Consider the following 19,847-nt stretch of genomic DNA (forward strand, 5'->3'; position numbering starts at 1 on the left):
CACTTTGGGGCGACCGTCGCTATGCTGGGGCGACAGAGCGTATTTTTACTGCGACAGCAGATTTAAGTTACAATCAACAGTGTAACTTTGAAAATTTCATGTTTTCGCGGCCTGAAAAAACAGTGTCAAAACATGTAGATAATTAGAATTTCCATAAGAGTGAAAACTTTAGATTGTGAAATGACCTCAAAGTTAAACAAAAACTTAATTCGGACAGAGATGATAATCTAACGCGCTATTTTGAATCTTAAGAACATCCCTTTACGCGAATGTGTTCCGGTCTCTTCCTGCGTGATGTCGTAGCCTGACGGAAACGCGTGGAGAATATTATGAACATCCGACTTAGTGCCATAATTTTGGCGATTCCGACGCTTTCTGCGTGTGGACAGAGCTTGAGCCTGACCATGCAGGATCCGTACTGCATAGCCGATAAAGCAGGGAAATCAGTCGAAGACTCCTTCTTTGTCGTCGATGGCGAGTACTATGTTTTGAGCGACACTTATGTTGCGACGAATGGCAAAATGACACAATACCCGGACGAATGCCCGGTAACGAATTTCTACGTCGTGCCAGCGGTGCGTCTTTCCGATGGCAGCGTGCGGTCTACGCAAAGTGTTCCAAACAATATTCCATCACCGGCTGGCACTCCAGAGATTGTAGCTGAGAGCGCAGAAGCAGGAACCGCGCAGGCGTCCGAAGTGGTTTCTGGTGGGACGGTGGCTGAGAGTGCGAGTACCGGAAACGTGTCTGTGTCTGAAGTGAGTATGACAGATGCGCCCAATGACACTGGAAAGGATGGAGACGACGCAGCTGTGACGGCGGGCAACATCACGATCCACCGTGATGGTAGCGTTACAACGCCCAATCTTGGGCGCGTAAAATGAAACAACTCGTTCTCGGCCTTTCTCTGCTTCCATGTCTCGCATGGGGCCAAACCTATAGTACGTCTGGACAGAATTGGTCGGGAAGCTATGCGTTTCCGAGCGCATCTGACCGTAGCCTCGTGTTGCAGCAAGCGCAGGTGATCAACGACGCCGAAAACCCGACGGCTGCGGCACAGACGAACTACTACATTACAAACGATAACCGCACTGGCTACGTTGAGGTGACAACGGATGGTGATGTCACGACTGATTTGCAGATTGGTGACGAAATCGGTCAACAGACCTATGCTGTTGGATCTCTAAACACAGGCACGACGGATGTGTCGGTGGAGGGCGATGGCAACATCATTACCGCAGACAACACGGCCGACAACAGTGGCTGTATTGATGCATCTATCTTGTCATCCTTGCAGACCCCTGAAGGCGACGCCGCAACGGATGTGTCGTCTCTCTCAGTTCTTGATCTTGCCGATGCGCTCGCTGCTTTTGCGGCGGGAAACTGCAATTGATCTTGTGTTTGGGGGCAACGTGAAACCGTTTCCAGTGATCGCAAGTGTTGTTGCTCTCCTTTCAGGATGTGCCAGCCTTGGACAGGCTGTGGCGCCAATGGATCAGGATGTATTCATGGTTGATGGGCCGCCCGTCCGCCGTGTCGAGACTGCATATGACGAAGCGCTCGCTTGCATTGGCAACCGCGCACCGAGATCGCTGACCTTCGCCGTCGGTGCCATCAATGATGCGACCGGCAAAGAAAGTTATGCCGACGCAGGCAGCGGGAAAATGGTCACGCAGGGTGCAGGGGATATGATCCAGACCGCCCTGTTCAATGCTGGTGTGAAGGTCGTAAACCGGCGCGACCCGGCCATTGCGGCGACTGAGCACAACTGGGGTATCCGCGATATTACGTCGATGAAGCCGGCGGATCTTTTCATCACGGGAAGTATCAACAGTCTCGATTTTATTCCAGGAGCCGGGGCGTCTGTGACCGTCTCGGGGGTTGGGCCGAAAGCGCGGCAGAACCGTTTGTTGGTTGGAATGGATCTGGCCATGACCAATGCGCTGACCGGGGAAATTGTCGCAAATATCGCGATTCAAAAACAACTCGTAGGCAAAGAAATTGGATTTGCGATTGGTCGGTTCTTTGACACCAGCCTCGTTGATATTTCGGCAGGCGCAATGGAACGCGAAGCCACCAATGCTGTGTTCCGGCAGATGCTTTACTACGGTGTATATCAGCTCCTTTTACAAGCAAGTGACGCAGCAGAAAGTGCTGGCGAATGCAATGCAAACCTGACTGCGACAATTGCAGAAGACTTGGTCTGGGAAGATCCTGCTGGGCGCGCATCCTTGCGGGCAATTGCCTCAGAGGTAGAGGCGGCTCGTCCGCCTTCCGAACAAGAAGTCGCTGAGATGCGTGCAGAAATGACGACAGCCGCTCCGGTTGAGCTGTCCGCCGAGGCACGCAAGCTTGCCAACAACGTTACGACACAGGCGGCACGCGCCATATCGATGTTTGATACTGTCGTGTCGGCGAAAAATGCCCAGGCCGCGCAAACAGCCTTTGAGAAGGGCAAAATCTACCTGTCCATTGCCATTCGCGATCTGCGCGCTGGGGCCAGTGTGGGTTTGACTGGTCCCGTAGGCGATGCCGCCGCGACGCTTGTCGAACAGGCGATCCGCGCAGGCTCAGCCGCCGAAATTGCGCTCGCTGTAAAAATTGCTCCGAAGGATGAGGAAGAGGCTGTGATCGCGCCCGAAACGGCGACGGATCCGGCGTCACCGTCCAGCCCGGCTAAACCGTCAAACGTGGAGGGAAAGCCATGATGCATCCTTCTACATCCAGTTTTCTTTGCGAGACCCGCAAAGAAAGGTTTGTGGTCATACACCACAACTCAAACGGGGCCCTCGAATATGCCCTATTTAAGGACGGCCTGTTCTCGAGGGAAGAACAGGCACAAACGAGGACATCACTATGAAAAAGCTTCTTGCTACTACCGCCGTCGCACTGATCGCAATGTCGGGCGCAGCGTCCGCACAATCCGTTCTGGAGCGTGTGCTGACTTCTTTGGATGCAGCGACATCCACAGAACTGAACGGCACTTTTGCGAACATCGCTGAAAACCTCGGCGGTGGAACGACAACTGCATATATGGATGCAAACGGCGATATCATTTCTGAAGGTCAGTATGATATCCTTTTGAATGCTGCACTGGATTCGATCGATGCAGTTGCTGGGACAGGAACCATCATCGGCTACCAATATGGCAGTGACACCTATTCAACTATGGCTGAAGCTGTAACTGCTGCTGAGAACGATATTGCTGACAATTACACCTCGTTCCAAACGCAAGGTGGCGGCATCGACGGTTCGATCACAAACACCATCGAAGGCGTGACCAGCGCTATTGCTGATGCGACCCAGTCTTCGACAGCTGGCACTACGATTGCATATGAATTCAACTTGCCGACTTACGATCTGGGTGCTCTGTCCACAACCGCACTTGGCGCTGTGAACACCGGCGACATCACTCTCGGTGTGAACTCCACCGTGGATGACGCAAAAACCACGTCGACACAGGCCGTGTCCTCTGTGATGCAACAACTGGGTGGTACTGTCGATAACGGCGCTCTGGTGCTGAACATTGCATCGAACATGACCGCTGTTGATGGTTCGATCACCAACTCGATGAACAACGTGAACGGTGTACTTGCATCCGCGTCGACAACTGCACTTGGTGCGGTCAACACCGGTACAATCACATCCGGTGTGAATGCTGCTGTTCAGGGCATCGTCGGCACTTCGGGTTCAACCACCAACTAATCTACGCTTCGTAGGTTGATAAAGCTAAGGGAGGGGGCAGTCATTGCCCCTTCCACATATAATAAGATTGAAAGGTGGTAGGTTATCATGACTGACACATCTGTTCCATGCGCTCTTCAAAAATGACATGAAAATTACAAATAAACAGTTCAAGACGATCATAAAAGACTGTGTGGCGAGGAATGACATCTTCGGTGCGGAATTAGTGTGCGCAGAGGTAATTAAAAATGGGAGATTATGCCAAACCGCGCGCATAATGAAGTCAAAGTTAGAAAAGAAGAGAGATGCTGCGAATGCAGGGTTTGCAGAACTATTTCGATCTTATCGCTCCTTTCTAAAGGATGAACGTAATTCAGAAGCACTTAAGTGCTGCACTGAAATGAAAAAAAAATATCCTCATATGTGGAGTGCTTGGGCCTGTCTAGGTGAAGCATTATTAATAGTACATAGTTACAAACTTGCAGAGTTTGCGCTTGTTCGTGCTATTGAATTGAATCCTTATAATAAGAGTGCGTCGCTTAATTTATTAACTTGCTTGGTCGAAACGCAAAACGTAGTTGCTTCTGCTACTTATGCGCAAAAAATATTGGATATTTGGGGTGACTCCGTCGAAATAAGAAGGACTTTGCAGAAACTTCATTCCGGCACTGGCGACAAGTCTGCTGAAAAAAAAGACCTTGAGTTTCTACTGTCCAAAATGCCTAATGATGTTCCATCTCTCGTAAGACTCGCGGAAATCGAAAAACTAGATAAGCAAAGCGATATCTATAAAGTATCAGTCGAACTGCTTAATGCCGAAAAAAGTGTAAAAACGTCGGTTTCTTTGTGTTGGTTGATAGCAAAACTAAGTGAAAGAAGTGGTGACTATGCTGAGAGTGCTGCTTACCTAAAGAAAGGCGCGGCATTACAGTTTGATCCAGAAAAAGACAATCTTTCTCACTATAGAAAGCGTTTTGAGGATTCTCTTGAGCTGGCATCCTTTCGTGGCGTGGTAGACTCTGAAATCCCCTTTACACCTATTTTTGTTGTCGGACTGCCCAGGTCCGGAACTTCATTGATGGAACAACTCTTATCTGAGGCAAAAGATGTCACTGGCGCTGGAGAGTTGCCTTATTTTACGAGAAATCAGCACGCTTCTGATGACAAAGGAGTATTGTCTGAGCGACTATCAATGATCAGGGCAAACTATTCCCGTGATGTTCATATGCTGGCAAAAGATAGATTTGTTGTTGATAAAATGCCTCATAACTTCTTATCGATTGGCGCTATAAAACGTGCCTTTCCAGAAGGTAAGATCATCTACATGAAGCGTGACCTTCGTGCGATTGCCTGGTCGCAATTTAAAAGTAAATTCAGTTCGGATGGACTGGCATACACTTACAATGAAGGTTCTATAGTAGAGCACTTTGAGTTCTATATGTCTGTTATGGATAGGTGGGCAGAGTTGCATCCACAGGACTTTTTGGAGGTTGATTATGATAAAATGGTTCAAGATCCTGCTTCATATTTACCCCAAGTGTTTCAATACTGCGGTTTAGAGTTTAATGAAAATTATTTAGATTTTCATAAGAAAGGCAAGGTCACGTTCACCGCCTCTGTGGATCAGGTCCGCAAGGGAATTTATGGCGGTAGTTCTAATAGTTGGAAGAATTATGAACCATACTTTTCCGAATTTTTTGAAAAACTTACCAAACTTGAGATGGATCGCAAGCACTAGAGGATCAATTTTACAGGAATTGTGAGCGGAAGGGGGAACCAATGAAAAGTCTATCCAGAGTTCCTACAGTTGTGGCGAAAATTCTTTTGGCGTCTGTTCCGTATAGCGTATCAGCATCTATCCTAGAACGCGTGCTTCCGTTATTGGATGTAGCATATCCCCATATCGAAGCGTCCAATATATCTGCAAACATTGCTGAAAACATAAGCAATCCAAACACTCAGAACAGAACGTTGGCAACTGGTGACCGTGCGACCATCGGACATGGCACGTCCGGCACTGCGGTCTTGGGAACCGCTGACGCCTTTGGTGTTTGCGTTGATCGAGAAAGCCCTCATGAGATGCAGAGCGAAGGAGTTGAAATCTTGCATAGTTTTCGCAGTTTTGTCTCTCGTTGCTTGCACAGGATGTGTCGCGGACTGTCGCGCCGTCTGAGCCACAGCCTACCCAGAGTTGCTTTGAAACGAAGCAGATACCCCTTTGAGAGGTTCCCAAACCTGCGCGGCATTGTGATCTGCGTCCTTTCAGGACTGTCGCTTGCGGCCCCTGCGTCCGCAGAGACTCGTCTTGAACGTATTTTTGCCGCTTTGGCAGAAACAGGGTTTGGTGCTGACGTCTTGTTTATGGTCAATGTTGCCGAAAACACGTCAAGTTTTATGAGCCAACCGGCACGTCTCAAATCCGGACAAACTGTCGTCATCGGATATGATACCGTTGGTGCGCCCGTCATCGCGCAATCCGACGATTTTGGCGTGACTGTGACCGCGGCGCAGGCTTTGGAGCTTGAGCGTGGTCTTCCGCCTGGTTTCTATCCGACCGGCAGCGGGCTTTTTTCCATTCCGACAGGTGCTCAGCTGTCCCTGTACGAAGCGGACCGGGATGGGCAGGCGATTGCAACAGCGCGCGAACTTGTTTCGACGCGGATTGATGGCCAGATCCTGACGGTTATCGGACTTTCCCCAAGATTTGCCGAATTTGGGGACCTGGCGTTGGTTGCAGGACAAAACAGTGCCTTGCGTGCCATCACTCAAATTGATGCGCTTCAAACGACGGTACTTGGCGCAGTGAACAACGGGATCGCTGTCACAAACGTCGTTGCCAATTATGGCACGGATGTCTTGGTCCCAACGGATCTTATCGCCTCAAAAGTCTCGCGTGGTGCCAACATGAGTTATATGCAGGCGGCTACGGATCAGGTCGAGGCGGTGCATCTGGTGCAGGTTGTCACTTCGGGTCCCAGTGTTTTGATGAATTTGGCGTCGAATGATATGGATATAATTGGTAGCATCCGTCTGCGCGTGTCTGATCAATCGGGGTCAGCCCTCAAGGTTGTCACGACGGCAATCGGTGCTGTGAACAGCGGAATTATCTCGAATACGAATTAGAGATTTGAGCACGTTTTCAGGTCAATTGGTTATAAACACTGGTTATAAACACTGTGACGATAGCAATTGTGTAAGCCCTTGTAGGCGTACAATTTCTGCTTTGCGGCAGCATTTTTCGATCTCACCCAAAAGACGCCCGAGTTTCGGGTAGCCAAGAAACAGCAAACTCCCCGCAACAAAGTGCGAAAATTGCGCAATCTCATCAAGGTCTTTAGCCCCCGGGTCATTTTGCAGCATGCCTCGTAGCATGCCTCCAAGTGTTTCCACCTCTGTTTTGGCGCGACGGGTCAGTTCGACCAAATTGGGATTTTCCTCAAAACTCATGAGCGGGTTGGAAAGTCGTTCGAACTCGAACGCCTCTTGCTGCTCGACATCGTCCATCGAGTCGCGTTCTAAAATGGCTTTTTCAATGTGCGACCGAAGCTGATGCATGGTGAATGGTTTGTGGAGAATAGAGTCGATGCCGCTTTCAAAGAGCTCAAGTGTCTCTTCCATTTTCATGCTCGCTTGCGCCGTCACGGCAATGATGCAGGCTTTCGAGGATCTTGACCCCAGTCGGATGATGGATGAGGCTTCTAAACCTGACATGTTCGGCATATTCAGATCGGTCAAGATAAGATCGTAGGCTGTCGCACAGGCCTTTTGAACCGCTTCAAACCCGTCAATGGCGGTGTCCACATCATAGCCGATTTGTTCGGCCATTGCCTTGAGCAATGTTCTATTGGTGGGGTGATCTTCGACCAACAAGACATGTCCTTTTGGTGCGCCGGTATGTTTCACATCCTCGCGTGTGGGTGTGTCTGGGGCTGGCGTGCTATTTGGCGTCCGATCGGAGCGCCCAGACATTTTCCCCCATGGGATATTCGCGGGCATGTCGTCTTCGGATTGTTCCTGTTTCGCGGAAGATGGCACCCGGATCGCGTCATTCTGCTCATCGTGTACAAAAGAGGGGATCGTGAAACAAAACCTACTGCCACTTCCCAGAGTACTTTCCAATGTGATTGTCCCGCCCATGAATTCCACGGATCTCTGGACAATTCCGAGGCCTAGACCGGTGCCGGGCAAAACCGGTGCAACTTCGTCGGATAGAGAATAGAAATCTTCGAAGATGCGCGCTTGATCTGCCTGGCTTATGCCAATGCCCGTATCAATCACCTCGATACGTGTTTCCCATGCACTATTTACCAACGAGTTTGTGCCGAGCACAGTGATCGAGCCAGCATTTGTAAACTTGATGGCATTGGAAATGAGGTTGTAGATCGCATTTGAAAACGCGCGCCGGTATCCGATGTTTTCATCCGGACCCCGCCAGTTGAGTGTCAGGGCGTTGCCCTTTGATTTGGCCAATGCCTCGAGCTGCTCACATATCTGCTGTACTGTGTTGCGAGGGTTATAAGGCTGCGGGGTGAGCTGAGATGACATGGCATCATGCCGCGCAATGTCGAGAACATCGTCAATTTGCTCAAGAGCTGTTGCCGCGGCATCGCGTGATATCTGAATATATTCGCGACGTTTTATTGCTTCCGTCTCGGTTTCTGCGAGATCAAGAGCCGCGACAACGCCATGCAGAGGCGTCCGCATTTCGTGACTCATCGTCGCGAGAAAACGGCTCTTTGCAGACGCATCACTGCGTGCGCGGGCCAACGCTGTGCGTGCTTTTAGGCGTGCATTCCATTCTTGAGAAGTGTCACGCACGAAGCCGATTAAGACCGGTTGCCCGTCCATTCCCGTCTCTCTTACGATGCTAAGAGATGCGGGAAATGTTTCTCCATTGAAGCGACGGGCCCTTACATTTGAACGATGTAAGGCGTTGTTGCCGCTTTCTTTGCGGGCAAACATGATGCGGAGTTGTTTTTCGAAAGGTGCCCAGCTTTTTTTGGGTGTCAGGTGCTTTAAAACGGATTGTCCATAGGCCTCTTTGCGTTGACATCCAAACATGGCCTCGGCAGCAGCATTGAACTCTATGACTTTAAAATCACAGTCCATTACGATGATTGCATCGTGAGAGACCTCAAGTAGTTTTGCGAGATAGGATGACAATTTTTTTTGAGTGAGATTGGTGGTTGCGATCCGCCTCAAAAGAAACACCACGGATATGAAGCTCAGGAGAAGTAGACCGATTAGAACAAGAGAATAAAAGAGGTAGTTGTTCAAAGATGAATGCAGGACGCTGCGTCTCTCTTCTTGAGAGTCGATTGCCGACTGCAGAGCCGACAACGCAAAGATTCGGCTAAGCGTTGCGGCATATTCGATTAAATCGAAGATTGCTCGCACATCATCGACCGTTTTCAAATGCCCTGCATCTATTTCAATTGCAGCCTTGTCACGCAGTGTGGTCAATTCCGATAGGGCGTCACGGGCATCTTGTTCGACGGGAAATGTTCGCAACCTTTGTGCAACTGTGTCCACGCGCGCATAAAAGATGTCGAAACGCGTCTCAATTTCGAGATGGGTCTCGTCGGATATCGGAGACCCGTCTTGCGTTTCCATTAAGGCTTGAGCAAGGGCTAGCTGAAGGCGATGCAGTTCCACTTCGACCTGAACGAAGTTCCAGGTTTCGCTGTCAGAGCGTGCAAAAGAAAAGGAATTAACTTTGCGAGACAAGTCAACGGAAATGGTCAAGAGGATCAGCAGGACAAAGCTGAAAATCGTTACTGAAACGTACATTTTCCGTCGTGTCAGGCGCCAATGCGGAGACACGTTCAGAAATTTCGGAATGTGGCGTTTCATTCTGACGTTAAAACCCTAATTTCAACGAGTTGCCAGACGGCGGCTCCATACACAGGTTCTGTTTGGTATTCTTTGCGTTTGTCGAAGGGATACATGATCCACAGAGGGCCTTTCTCCCGGAGAGAAAACGGCATCCCATCGATCCTGTTGGCAATGATTGGATAGGTGTCATCAATCAAAGCCGGGCTAATATCAACCTTGTAGTCATTGGCTCCAACAAACGTCATTGAATTTTGTTCGTGGATTCCCACCATGGAAAGGACGCTGGTAAGAGAAGGGCCACTATAACTTGGACTCCCTTCTGTCCAAAGCGAAGATGTTTGGAAGGATTGCTGTTCCAACTGCAGAAGCATGTCGTCCGTAATCTCGAAACGTTCATCTGTCCCTTCTATAGAAATTGTCAGAAGCACATCCTGAGCACAGACCATTTGCGGCGATAGCGCGAAACAACCCGCGAAAGCAATCATTTGGGCAGCTTTAAGAGTAAAACCGTGTGGGAACATAGTCATTTCCTTGAGATAAAACGCTTTTAGGGAGATTTTCACCAAAAAAGTTTTTTATACAATGCGCAAAAGTAAAATAGCATCATCTTTAGTTTCCACGTTATTCCACCAAGGATTTATTTGCTCTTAATAGTTTCTGCATATGGCGGCGGCGCTAAAATTCATACAAATAGTAAAAAATTGTATATCATATAGAGAAAATCCTATGCACAAACCTCAAAGGCAGTCGAACACAGAGATGCAACAGCGCATGGTTTCCGTCCTTATTGCTGATGATCATAAACTGATCTCAGAGGCTTTGAAGATTATACTCGTTGAAGAGGGAGATTTCTCCGTCGAAACGAGCGTCTCCTTGCAAAGCACCCTCGACGTTCTGCGCGCGCACCCCAAGTCTTTTGACGTTGTGATGCTTGATATCTCTATGCCGGGAATGGAAGGTCTGCGATCCGTGAAGCAGGTCGTAGATGCAACCCATGAGGGATCAGTTGTCATTTTTTCTGGAACTGCTGACGATGACTTCGTCTGGCAGGCCATTGAGATCGGGGCAAAAGGCTTTATCTCCAAAGGGCAACCTTTCCGCAGTTTTGCCGCGACACTCAGATTGATCGCCGATGGCAACGAATTTGTCCCGCTGTCACTGTCGAGAAGTGTTAAAAACGCAACCAAAGGCGCAGACGGACCCGATGAGCAAGAGCGGCGCATTCTCAAGCTGGTTGCTGAAGGAAAGACAAACAAGGAAATCGCGTTCGAGCTGAATTCGAGCGAGGTCGCAATTAAAATGAAAATGCGGTCGATATGTACGAAACTAGATGCCAAGAACCGCGCACATGCAGCTATCCTTGCGCAAAGACATGGGCTCATAACAATTGACACCTGAGCAGCGCTAAGAACAACCAATTGTTTTGGCTATTTAGATCCGCTCATACGATCAATGCACATCACGGAGTTCACCCGGAGGTCGCGTTTATCAGAGATCTGCAGCATGTCTTTCACCTTGATGTGTAACAGGTGAGCGACTGCCCTAAACATATTACGACAAGTCGTAAAATTTCTTATTTATATCTGTCACATGCCTCGAAACAAGCCGCAACGATAATCACGGCCAAATTTGCGATAAGCAGGCCCAATGAAAGCGAAAATAGAACATTGAGGCCGATGAATATCATCACGAGGGATGTAAAGATGAATGCTACGAGAGCCAAAACCCCAAAAAATATCATATTTCACGTCTTCTATTTCGGTACTCATTAATCTTATGGGTGATTTCCGAAATCGCGTTGTCCAAGCTTCAAGGATTGCGCAACCGATCGCGTGGGCGCGTGTGTAAATGCAGAGTTGAGGCGTTGAACCCAGACGCGATTGTTCACCGGCGCTTGCAGCAGTGCGAGTTCAAGGCATGAGTAGGTAACAGGCAGTCGGAGAGAGACATCGGCGAGAAATAATCTGTGCGTTCCGAATTCATCTGTGCTGAAATCTGAAGATACCAGAATTGTCGCCACGTCCGGGAACCGCTCTCGCATTTCCCGAATCCGATCATACTGAGCGGCAATGCCGCCGAAACTGTCGACGTCGATGAATGCAAAATTGATCCCAGGAATGGCGTCGAGATACCGCATGAACTCGCTGTAATCTTCGCAACAGGTCACGGTTGCATCGTTTTCGACCAGCATGATTGGCAAGGTGTGCGCCAGAATTTTCGATTGGCTCAGGAACAGACATTTTGCATCCATCCCGTCGAAGATACTGAACATGATTTGCCACCTGCGTTTGAATTTAAATCTTTCTTCCTTCATACTTACAGCGGATTGATCACTGTCGCGTGCGCCCGAAAGGTGAATGAGATTCTCTTTAGTTGTTTGGCCACTCCAATGATCGCCTTCACTGAAGGGATCTGAGGAAATCGGACATTGGCCTAAGCTGCATCTTAAATCTTTGAAGGCATCGCAGGCCGCAAAGCGCGAAAATTTTGCAAATCGGTTTAAGACAAGGTTGCTTTGGCGGCATTGCGAACCTGTCCCAAAAGAGGGGACCACTTCATACCTCAGCGCAAACAAAACTGTCAGCCCATAAGGTTTTGCCCGACCAGTATGTATCCAGGCATTGGGACATTTACCGGTGATGCATTCTGATCGGGCAGGCAACACGAGATATGTATTTGCTGCGCGGTCTCGGGGGGGTGATAAGCGCAGCGCCTACCTGAAGTCTCGTGTGTGATACGGGCGGTATCTCAACCAATATGAGGTGGTTTACGCGCGATGCCAAAGTGTCTTTCGTTTGGCGCGTGATCGAAAGTTGCATTCGGGATGCACGACCTCGGAACGCTGGTTCAGCCGAAGCAGGTATGCGGTTGGCCTGATCGAAGTCTGTAAAGAGATCGTCTGACCCGCTGAACGGTCATCGCGCGAAACCCTGAGCGTCTTCGGGTGTCTGCGCAAGTTTCTGAAGAGGCGAAATAGTTCAGGGCCAAGTCAGGTTGGACGTGCTGCATGGTCACATTAAAAAGACCGGCTTAAATGCGATGATGAGTGCCGGGGTGGGCAATCATAGCGTTAAAATCACCATTCAAGTTTGGCCATGTGATGCGCCTTTGAGTTTATGCATGCGCAAAAGTTTCCGCTTTCCTATAGCGCCTCTCTAAAGGGAATAGGCATGTACTAAAGAGAATTTGATTTGAAGGGCACCAAGTGATTTGAATGCAAGCGTGTTCAGCCAGTTTTGAATTTGCTGTGCTCGACCTCACCGCTCAACACCTTCTCCACGCCAATTTGGCGTGGTTTTTTTTAATAAGGGGACGAAAATATTGAGTATTCGCTGTGGTCCCAAGTCGACCTTCTTGGGGTGCGTTTTATGCGCAGAAATTGCAGGCGTTTTGACCCGCAAGCACACCTAACGCTACGGCTCAAAGGCATGTCCATGCAAGATCAGGGGCCTTTGAAACCGTGATGCAAGCCGAGCGGCCCTGAAAATTGCGCCCGGGAAATCAACAAGAGGTTCCAAGAGTTTCACTATGTCCGTAAAGATCAAAAAAGGAAAAGGTATCCTGTTCGATGCGATACCTGACAGTGGCCAAGTTATGGTGAAGGTCGCGCAACATGGGCGCCCACTTTACATCTGGCCCAACCGCCTTGGATTTCCAGAAAGTCTCCTGCCGAAGATTAAAAAACAGTCTGTTCCCTTCCTTTACCCACCGCAGACCCCGGTTGAATACAAAGGTGGGAGCTGGATTGTAAACATGTGCGCGGACGCAGACGAATATCGCAATGCACTCATTGGTCTTGACCGGGCCTTTGGCGACAAAATTCCTATATTTAATCATCCTCGGGCTGTGGCGATGACTCGTCGCGATCTCAGCGCAAAACGTTTGGCAGGGATACCCAACCTGGTCGTTCCTAAATGTGTGCGTTTCTTGGCTGATGAGAACAACAGTTTTCAGAGAGCTTTTGAAGCAAACGGTTTCAATTACCCGGTGCTCGTGCGCCCGGCTAAATCTCAAACTGGTCGCGATCTTGTCAAAATCGACAATCCGTTCGACTGGCCAAAAATTTACAAGACGCATTGGCAAGGTAAGCCCCATTTCATGACCCAATACGTCGATTATTCAAACACATCTGGGGACTTCATTAAGTCTCGGATTGTTTATGTCGGCGAGCGCATGTTCGTGCGGCATGTAAAGCGTGCAGAAAACTGGCGCATCCACAACCAGACCGCATCCAGCAAAACAACGGATGAAGCGTGGGAGGCCTACCAGAGATAGGCCCGCTTCTGGTCCGTGGGCGCATCTCGGCGCGTGATGTTGGCTTTCGGAAATCCTTGAGAAAAACTTCATGCTGGCAACGCAGTTGAACGGCTTTCACTGGCTTCTACGTCCCAGCATCATCTGCGCTGTGGTCGTCTTGATCGCTGTTCTCTTTATGCGAAGGAAATACGCGCACAATCGCCTTCGAGAGGCTTCGCGACCCGAAGGGGGGTCCTTACAGTGGGCTCTTATTGCCCTATCTTTTGGTCTGGTTGCTCTTGTCGCGATCGGCTCCTACAGTTTCAAAATGCAGGCTGCGGTCTTTCCTATAATGACCGCCGGCGGTCTGTTTGTTGTTACTCTGACCCTGGCTAAGTCCGCCATTTACTCCGGGATCGCACCGGGATCGCAATTGCCGAAGGCACTTCAAGCTGACGCAAAGATTCTTCTTCTTTTGTTGGCGTTCGTTACCATGAGCGTTTTTATTGGTGCCACGGCTGCCGTCTTTCTGTCTGTGACCATCTTCAGCAGCCCTGGCCAAAAAACTTGGTGGCACAGTTCTGCAATTGGTGCGATTTGCGCACTTTTTGTGGGCGGTTTGGAGTTCTCCTTGTATGGTTTGTAAACAACCTTAACTGACGCGAAAGACAAATCATCGTTAGGTTGCGTATCTTTTTCAATGGCTTGTCTGCTGCGCGGCTAAGGATCGCCCGACTGGACGCCATACATCTTAATCGGTGACAGCAAGCACAGCGAAATGCGCACACGAATGTAGAACGTTTGACAGAACACATCGAAGAATGTCTGGCAGAATGCGACCTCGTCCCTGCGGTGAAGTCGCTGTATGCTCTAAAGGCCGAGGTTTCTCGGACGAAACATCACCCCGGTGAGAGTGAATGATCACCAATCTGTTCTCGTGAAATATATGTAAGTGCTTATTATCGCGAGCGTGCCATATCCAGCTGCAAGATAGCTTGCGAACATCCAGAATAGTGAAACTCCAAGATATGCCGAAACACAAAGCGTGACCAAGGCAATGACACCCGCGAGCATTACAGTGATACTACTCATGACCTTACATCCCATTCGAAAATAGTCTTGAGAACTATGTTACCAGTGGGTCATGCGTGAGTGAGCTGTGCATTCAGCGAGCCGAGTGTGCGAAAGGTTTTCTGAGTGCAAAAGTTTCTCCGGGAACCTTCATCTTTCGCGTCGCAACAGGTCGCCAAGTTTTCCAAAGAGTTCATGCCGTGCCGATCCGGGTCGCCATGCGAGGACCACATGGCGCGGGCAGGCGTCAGGGAGTGGTGTCAGTTGAACCTTTTGCGAACCGACCACCCCGGCCTCAATCGCGAGATTCGGCAAGAGCGTGATCCCCAACCCTTCTGACACCATTGCGATCAATGTCGTGAGACTGGTCGCTGCAAAACTGTCCTGCGCCGCGAAGATGCGGCCCGGATAGGCGGCAAGCGCATGACGTTGCAGGCAATGACCTTTTTCAAGCAGCATGAGGTGCCCGCTTTGGGTGAGGGCCTCGGCCCCGTTTGGCACCGGCCAATCTGCGGGAGAGGCCAGTTGATACCCGTCGACAAACAGCGGCAAGGTTTCCAATGCCCCCGTTTCAAACGGCAGTGCAATCAGGATCAGATCAAGACGCCCGGTAGTGAGGCCCTCAATCAGGCTCTCGGTCATCTCCTCACGCAGGTAAACCCGTAAATCAGGGTAGGCTTTGCGGATTGCTGGCAATGCAGGCGGCAACAGGTAGGGACCAATCGTCGGGATCGACCCGAGTTTGAGATCGCCTTTGAATGGATTTTGATGTGCCCGCGCCAGCGTTTCGATCTCGGCCGCATCCAAAAGCAGACGCCGTGCTCTTTCGGCGATCTCTTCGCCCAGTGGGGTCAACATCACGCTGCGCCGGGTGCGTTCAATCAACGGCACACCCAAACGATCTTCGAGTTCTTTGATGCCCGCGCTCAGCGTGGGCTGTGTGACAAAACACAGATCGGCCGCACGCGAGAAATTCAGCGTATCGGCGACGGCGGTTAGAAAGCGCAATTGGCGAAGGGTTGGCATTGATAGAAAATTCCTATGACAGATGTAGATATATTCAATTTCTCCTATAACTGTCCATCCTCTATCACTGTGTCATCAAGACGATACAGAGAAGGACTGCAAAAATGACCGACCAAACACAACACCCCGGCGCACGTTTGAACGAACCCGCGCCGGCCTTTGATGCTCCCACGACCCATGGCCGCAAAGCGCTTGAGGACTATCGCGGCAAGTGGCTGGTGCTGTTCTCGCACCCTGCCGATTTCACGCCGGTCTGCACCACCGAATTCATCGCGTTTGCCAAGAAACATGATGATTTTGCAGCGCGCAATACCGAGCTTTTGGGCCTGTCCATCGACAGCCATTACAGCCACATCGCTTGGATGCTGAACATCAAGGAAAAATTTGGTGTTGAGATCAAATTCCCCATCATCGCGGATTTGAACATGGCGGTGGCGCAAGCCTATGGCATGATCCAACCTGGGGCGTCCGACACAGCCGCCGTGCGTGCGACCTTTCTGATTGACCCAGAAGGCGTGTTGCGGGCGATGGTCTATTATCCGATGAATGCCGGGCGCTCGGTGGATGAAATCTATCGCTTGCTGGTGGCGATGCAGACCGCAGACGAACACAAATGCGCGATGCCCGAGAACTGGACCCCCGGCAAGCCGGTGATCGTGCCGACCCCGGCAACACCCGAGGCAGCCATGGCCCGCGCAAGTGAAGGCTATGAAACGGTCGACTGGTATTTCTCGACCCGCACACTTTAATGTAAACAGGCGGGCCGTTGCGGCCCGCCGCTCTCGCTTGTTCATTCGTTTTGGGAGCAAACATCATGACTACCATATTCCAAATCAACATCGAGGCTTTGAACACAGTGCTGTGACAAGCGTTTCGTTTGTATGCGCAGATCCACGGCTATCACTGGAATGTGGAGGGGCCGAATTTTCGCCAACTGCACGCAACCTTTGAAGAGCAATATCAGAACCTCTGGGCTGCGCTCGACGAGATCGCTGAACGCATTCGCAGCCAAGGAGCCTATGCGCCGGGCTCTGTCGCCGATCTGATGGCGCTGGCCGCACCGGAGGATACGCCCGCACAATTGGCCCATGAGATATCACCAAACTGATCGCGAGGCACGAAGCCCTTGTGGCATCGAACAATGCGCTGCGTTCCGCGGCGGGAAGGTCAACGATTGTCTTCAGGTCAATCACTTGATTCATCAGACATATGGTTCATCAGGTTGACGAATTCCTGCTCGGTGAAGTTTTTGGGGAGTTGCTTGGCGAAGCCTGCACGTTTCATGGGGGTGCCTTTTGTGACATGGATGGTGTCGGTGGGTTTCCTCAAAATGGGGAGCTGCTCCGCGACGGGAGGCAGATTGCGTGCCATTTTTTTCTCAAAACCACCTTATGGATTTCTCGGGAAGGGTAAGGGCAGGGACCGTCGTAGAGCTTCGGCAACATGACATGCATCATGTTGAGGGTCAGATGGCCTGATTCCTCCGTAATCAACTGGCCCAGGATGGAAAACCCGAACTTCGCATCAAGATGCGGTGACGGTCTCGCAGGAGCACACCTGCCGGACGCTGCGCGGTGCGCCGATGGTGGCAGTGCGCAGGGAGGCGGCTTTGCAAAGTCAAAGCTCGCAATTCAAACTCAGGGGTACTCGCTGCAATGCAGCACGTGAAGGCGGGCGTAGATCACGAACAGTTCAGCTCAAGGAAATTGAGACGCGCAGGATACATTATTTGCATAGGTGTTTGGCCAAATTTGACACGATCTGACATCGGCGAGGTGCCGATGACGTGGAGGGATGTGGCCGTTAGGAGGAAACCACCATGTCAGTTCAAAACCTTCCCACCCTCCGCATACAGCACAGAGCCTGGAACAAAGGACGTATTGTAGGGCAAAACGCCCGCTTCCCCCCAGCATGTCTGGGCTATTGGAATTCGTTGGGAGTTCGCAAATCAGCTTTGCGATCTGGTGCTTTATAACATGGCCATCGACACCAAAACTATCCACCCCGATCGACTGGGCCGGGAAGTCCAGCCGGGATTGTCAGAGCGACATGCAAACGCCAGGCAACAGGCCAAGATCATACGGACAGGTCGGCTGAAACAGACTGTCTGGTCGTTTTTCCAAACCGCAGTGCCAGTTCGCGCGTCGCTTTTTCTGCGGCAACAACGGAACGGTCGTGACGCGCATCCTTGAACTCCTGATATTCGATGGCGACGGTCTGGATGTCCGCTGCGTCGACGCCGAAGTAATGTGCGCAGGCGGCAATTGCGGGGTCCAGCGCGTTCATGTGCGCCCGTGGCCCGCCGGGTTCAAATCCGAACTCGCCGCGCGATGACAGCACGATCAGCTGTTTGCCCTGCAGGATCGGTTCGATCGGGACATCGCCCCGCGCCAGATCGAAGGAAAAGGTGCGACCGATCCGGGCGATGTGGTCAATCCAGCCTTTCAATGCGGCAGGCATCCCGTAATTATACATCGGCGCGCCCAGAACGATAACATCTGCGGCCTCGACCTCGTCGATCAGCGCATCTGACAGTGCCAGCCGGTCGGACATCCAGCCTTCGCGTGCCTCAGGTGGGGTAAATGCCGCGTGGATAAAGCGGTGATCAATCGCCGGAACGGGGTCTTGCCCGATGTCGCGGGTCATCACATTGGCATCCGGGTTGGCCGCCAGAAATTCGGTCGGAACAGCGTTGTCAGCATGCGCGTCAGGGAGCGGTCTTTCAGCTGTGCGCTGGCGTCGATGCGAAGCAGTGTCGTCATGGGTTTCTCCTGTGTGTGGGGTGGTTGATCCCGTCGCAGCAGGAGCTAACAGCCGTAAAACCCTTTGGCCAAAGCGAATACTTCCCCCCTGCATGCCCTGCGTGCGTTCGAGGCTGCCGCGCGGCATCTGCATTTCGCCCGCGCCGCAGACGAACTTGGCCTGACGCCAACCGCAATCAGCCATCAGGTGCGGCAGTTGGAGGCGATCTTGGGGGTAGAATTGTTCTGCCGCTTTCCACGTCCGGTGCGTTTGTCTGCGGCGGGGGAAAAGCTGTTTCCGGTTCTGCGCACCACGCTGGACCAGATTGCAGGCACAATTGACCAACTGACCGTCACCACGCCCGAAACACCGCTGCGCCTGTCGGTCACCATGGCCTTTGCCAGCCGCTGGCTGATGTCGCGCCTGCCACGTTTGCGCGCTGAAACGGGGATGAATATCACGGTCGAAGCCGCCGACCTGCCCGCTGACCTGCATGCCTCAGACATCGACATGGCAATCCGCTATGCCGGGCAACCCGATGATCGGGCTCAATGGCACCGGCTGTTTGCGGACACAATCATTGCGGTCTGCGCGCCGCAGGTGGCCAAGGATGCGCCGCTGACGCCGGATGGCATCCTGTCGCTGCCCTTGCTGCAATACCGTTGGAAATCCGCCTCAAGCAACGCGCCCAGTTGGAGCCGCTGGCACGCCCATGCCGGCGTCACAGCGCCGCTGCCCGCCGTGACGCAAAGCTTTTCCGAAGAAGTCCACGCGATTGACGCGGCCGTGTCGGGGCAGGGGGTGGTGCTGGCCTCACAACATCTGGTGGCGGACCGGCTTGCGGCGGGGACCCATCAGAGGCTGGGAGAATTGCATGTCGACGGGTTTCAATATTACACCGTCGCCAATCATCCTTCGCGTTCCAAGCCAGCCACAAAGGTTTTTATAAACTGGCTGCAAAGGCTCGCTCGTGAGGCGACCTAACATGTTGAAAACTCCGAAATCCAACTCTGAACGGGCTTGAATGGCACCCCTGCTTTTGGGCCAGAAACAAATCTTTAATGATCCCATCATCACTGACCTGACACGCGGTTTCGGATTGCTTTTACGTTATTCTCAGGGGCTGCTCTGCCCTCCCGACAGCAGGGCTGGAGGAGCCTTGCAACCCGGATCAATTCCCTTTGACCGACAGCTCTGTCCGCATCTTACCAGTTCGCGGAACGCTTTAGGTGATGGCAGCTATCGCAGTTTCG

18 protein-coding genes are annotated in these 19,847 nt (G+C 51.3%); 12 read left to right on the forward strand and 6 right to left on the reverse strand.

Features of this window, described 5'->3' with window-relative positions; all coding sequences use genetic code 11:
- The first annotated feature begins 329 nt into the window (after positions 1-329).
- The 6 genes from BLT54_RS06900 (at position 330) to BLT54_RS06925 (ending at position 6,807) form a co-directional block, all read left to right on the forward strand.
- The gene (locus BLT54_RS06900; RefSeq protein ID WP_074642735.1) at positions 330-884 is read left to right on the forward strand and encodes a hypothetical protein; all 555 of its coding nucleotides are present in this window, start codon (positions 330-332) and stop codon (positions 882-884) included.
- Complete coding sequence (locus BLT54_RS22505; protein WP_176832838.1) at positions 881-1,393, forward strand: hypothetical protein; 513 nt, start codon at positions 881-883, stop codon at positions 1,391-1,393. The genes BLT54_RS06900 and BLT54_RS22505 overlap by 4 nt, the downstream gene beginning before the upstream one ends.
- Positions 1,356-2,708, forward strand: coding sequence for a CsgG/HfaB family protein (locus tag BLT54_RS06910; protein ID WP_074642739.1), 1,353 nt, complete (start codon positions 1,356-1,358; stop codon positions 2,706-2,708). The genes BLT54_RS22505 and BLT54_RS06910 overlap by 38 nt, the downstream gene beginning before the upstream one ends.
- A 148-nt stretch (positions 2,709-2,856) precedes the next feature.
- Complete coding sequence (locus tag BLT54_RS06915; RefSeq protein ID WP_074642741.1) at positions 2,857-3,705, forward strand: hypothetical protein; 849 nt, start codon at positions 2,857-2,859, stop codon at positions 3,703-3,705.
- Positions 3,706-3,832: 127 nt separating this feature from the next.
- Entirely contained in the window at positions 3,833-5,422 is a 1,590-nt protein-coding gene (locus tag BLT54_RS06920; RefSeq protein WP_074642745.1) for a tetratricopeptide repeat-containing sulfotransferase family protein, read from the forward strand.
- A 41-nt stretch (positions 5,423-5,463) separates the two neighbouring features.
- On the forward strand, positions 5,464-6,807 hold the full coding sequence (locus tag BLT54_RS06925; protein ID WP_143026767.1) for a hypothetical protein: 1,344 nt from the start codon (positions 5,464-5,466) through the stop codon (positions 6,805-6,807).
- Positions 6,808-6,849: 42 nt separating this feature from the next.
- Here BLT54_RS06925 and BLT54_RS06930 read toward each other — a convergent pair whose 3' ends face one another.
- Both BLT54_RS06930 and BLT54_RS06935 read right to left on the reverse strand, forming a co-directional pair.
- Positions 6,850-9,537: a response regulator gene (locus BLT54_RS06930; protein ID WP_074642750.1), complete on the reverse strand. Its 2,688-nt coding sequence runs from the start codon at positions 9,535-9,537 to the stop codon at positions 6,850-6,852.
- Positions 9,534-10,040 (reverse strand): putative pterin-binding protein, encoded by a 507-nt coding sequence (locus BLT54_RS06935; protein ID WP_051130654.1) that lies wholly within the window; start codon positions 10,038-10,040, stop codon positions 9,534-9,536. The genes BLT54_RS06930 and BLT54_RS06935 overlap by 4 nt, the downstream gene beginning before the upstream one ends.
- A 205-nt stretch (positions 10,041-10,245) precedes the next feature.
- On the opposite strand from BLT54_RS06935, the gene BLT54_RS06940 reads away from it, so the two are divergent.
- A complete protein-coding gene (locus tag BLT54_RS06940; RefSeq protein ID WP_074642753.1) occupies positions 10,246-10,917 on the forward strand; it encodes a response regulator transcription factor in 672 nt (223 codons plus the stop codon).
- A gap of 376 nt (positions 10,918-11,293) precedes the next feature.
- Here the strand turns inward: BLT54_RS06940 and BLT54_RS06945 are convergent, their stop codons facing one another.
- On the reverse strand, positions 11,294-11,791 hold the full coding sequence (locus BLT54_RS06945; RefSeq protein ID WP_074642755.1) for a hypothetical protein: 498 nt from the start codon (positions 11,789-11,791) through the stop codon (positions 11,294-11,296).
- Positions 11,792-13,047: 1,256 nt separating this feature from the next.
- Here BLT54_RS06945 and BLT54_RS06950 point away from each other — a divergent pair.
- Complete coding sequence (locus BLT54_RS06950; protein ID WP_074642758.1) at positions 13,048-13,794, forward strand: ATP-grasp domain-containing protein; 747 nt, start codon at positions 13,048-13,050, stop codon at positions 13,792-13,794.
- A 70-nt stretch (positions 13,795-13,864) separates the two neighbouring features.
- Positions 13,865-14,401 carry a hypothetical protein gene (locus BLT54_RS06955; protein ID WP_074642760.1) on the forward strand — a complete coding sequence of 179 codons (537 nt, stop codon included), beginning with the start codon at positions 13,865-13,867 and terminating at the stop codon, positions 14,399-14,401.
- A gap of 575 nt (positions 14,402-14,976) precedes the next feature.
- Here the strand turns inward: BLT54_RS06955 and BLT54_RS06960 are convergent.
- Positions 14,977-15,852: a LysR substrate-binding domain-containing protein gene (locus tag BLT54_RS06960; protein ID WP_074642763.1), complete on the reverse strand. Its 876-nt coding sequence runs from the start codon at positions 15,850-15,852 to the stop codon at positions 14,977-14,979.
- Between the two features lie 104 nt (positions 15,853-15,956).
- On the opposite strand from BLT54_RS06960, the gene BLT54_RS06965 reads away from it, so the two are divergent.
- Together BLT54_RS06965 and BLT54_RS06970 are read left to right on the forward strand one after the other, a co-directional pair.
- The gene (locus BLT54_RS06965; protein ID WP_074642766.1) at positions 15,957-16,601 is read left to right on the forward strand and encodes a peroxiredoxin; all 645 of its coding nucleotides are present in this window, start codon (positions 15,957-15,959) and stop codon (positions 16,599-16,601) included.
- A 128-nt stretch (positions 16,602-16,729) separates the two neighbouring features.
- Complete coding sequence (locus tag BLT54_RS06970; protein WP_074642769.1) at positions 16,730-16,960, forward strand: Dps family protein; 231 nt, start codon at positions 16,730-16,732, stop codon at positions 16,958-16,960.
- Between the two features lie 77 nt (positions 16,961-17,037).
- Here the strand turns inward: BLT54_RS06970 and BLT54_RS06975 are convergent, their stop codons facing one another.
- Positions 17,038-17,223 (reverse strand): hypothetical protein, encoded by a 186-nt coding sequence (locus BLT54_RS06975; protein WP_074642773.1) that lies wholly within the window; start codon positions 17,221-17,223, stop codon positions 17,038-17,040.
- Between the two features lie 705 nt (positions 17,224-17,928).
- Positions 17,929-18,498, reverse strand: coding sequence for an FMN-dependent NADH-azoreductase (locus BLT54_RS06980; protein WP_245707970.1), 570 nt, complete (start codon positions 18,496-18,498; stop codon positions 17,929-17,931).
- A gap of 180 nt (positions 18,499-18,678) precedes the next feature.
- Between BLT54_RS06980 and BLT54_RS06985 the strand changes: the two genes are divergently transcribed.
- On the forward strand, positions 18,679-19,578 hold the full coding sequence (locus tag BLT54_RS06985) for a LysR substrate-binding domain-containing protein (RefSeq protein ID WP_074642776.1): 900 nt from the start codon (positions 18,679-18,681) through the stop codon (positions 19,576-19,578).
- The last annotated feature ends 269 nt before the right edge of the window (positions 19,579-19,847 follow it).

It is taken from the genome of Celeribacter baekdonensis (genome assembly GCF_900102315.1).
Classification (GTDB): Bacteria; Pseudomonadota; Alphaproteobacteria; order Rhodobacterales; family Rhodobacteraceae; genus Celeribacter; species Celeribacter baekdonensis.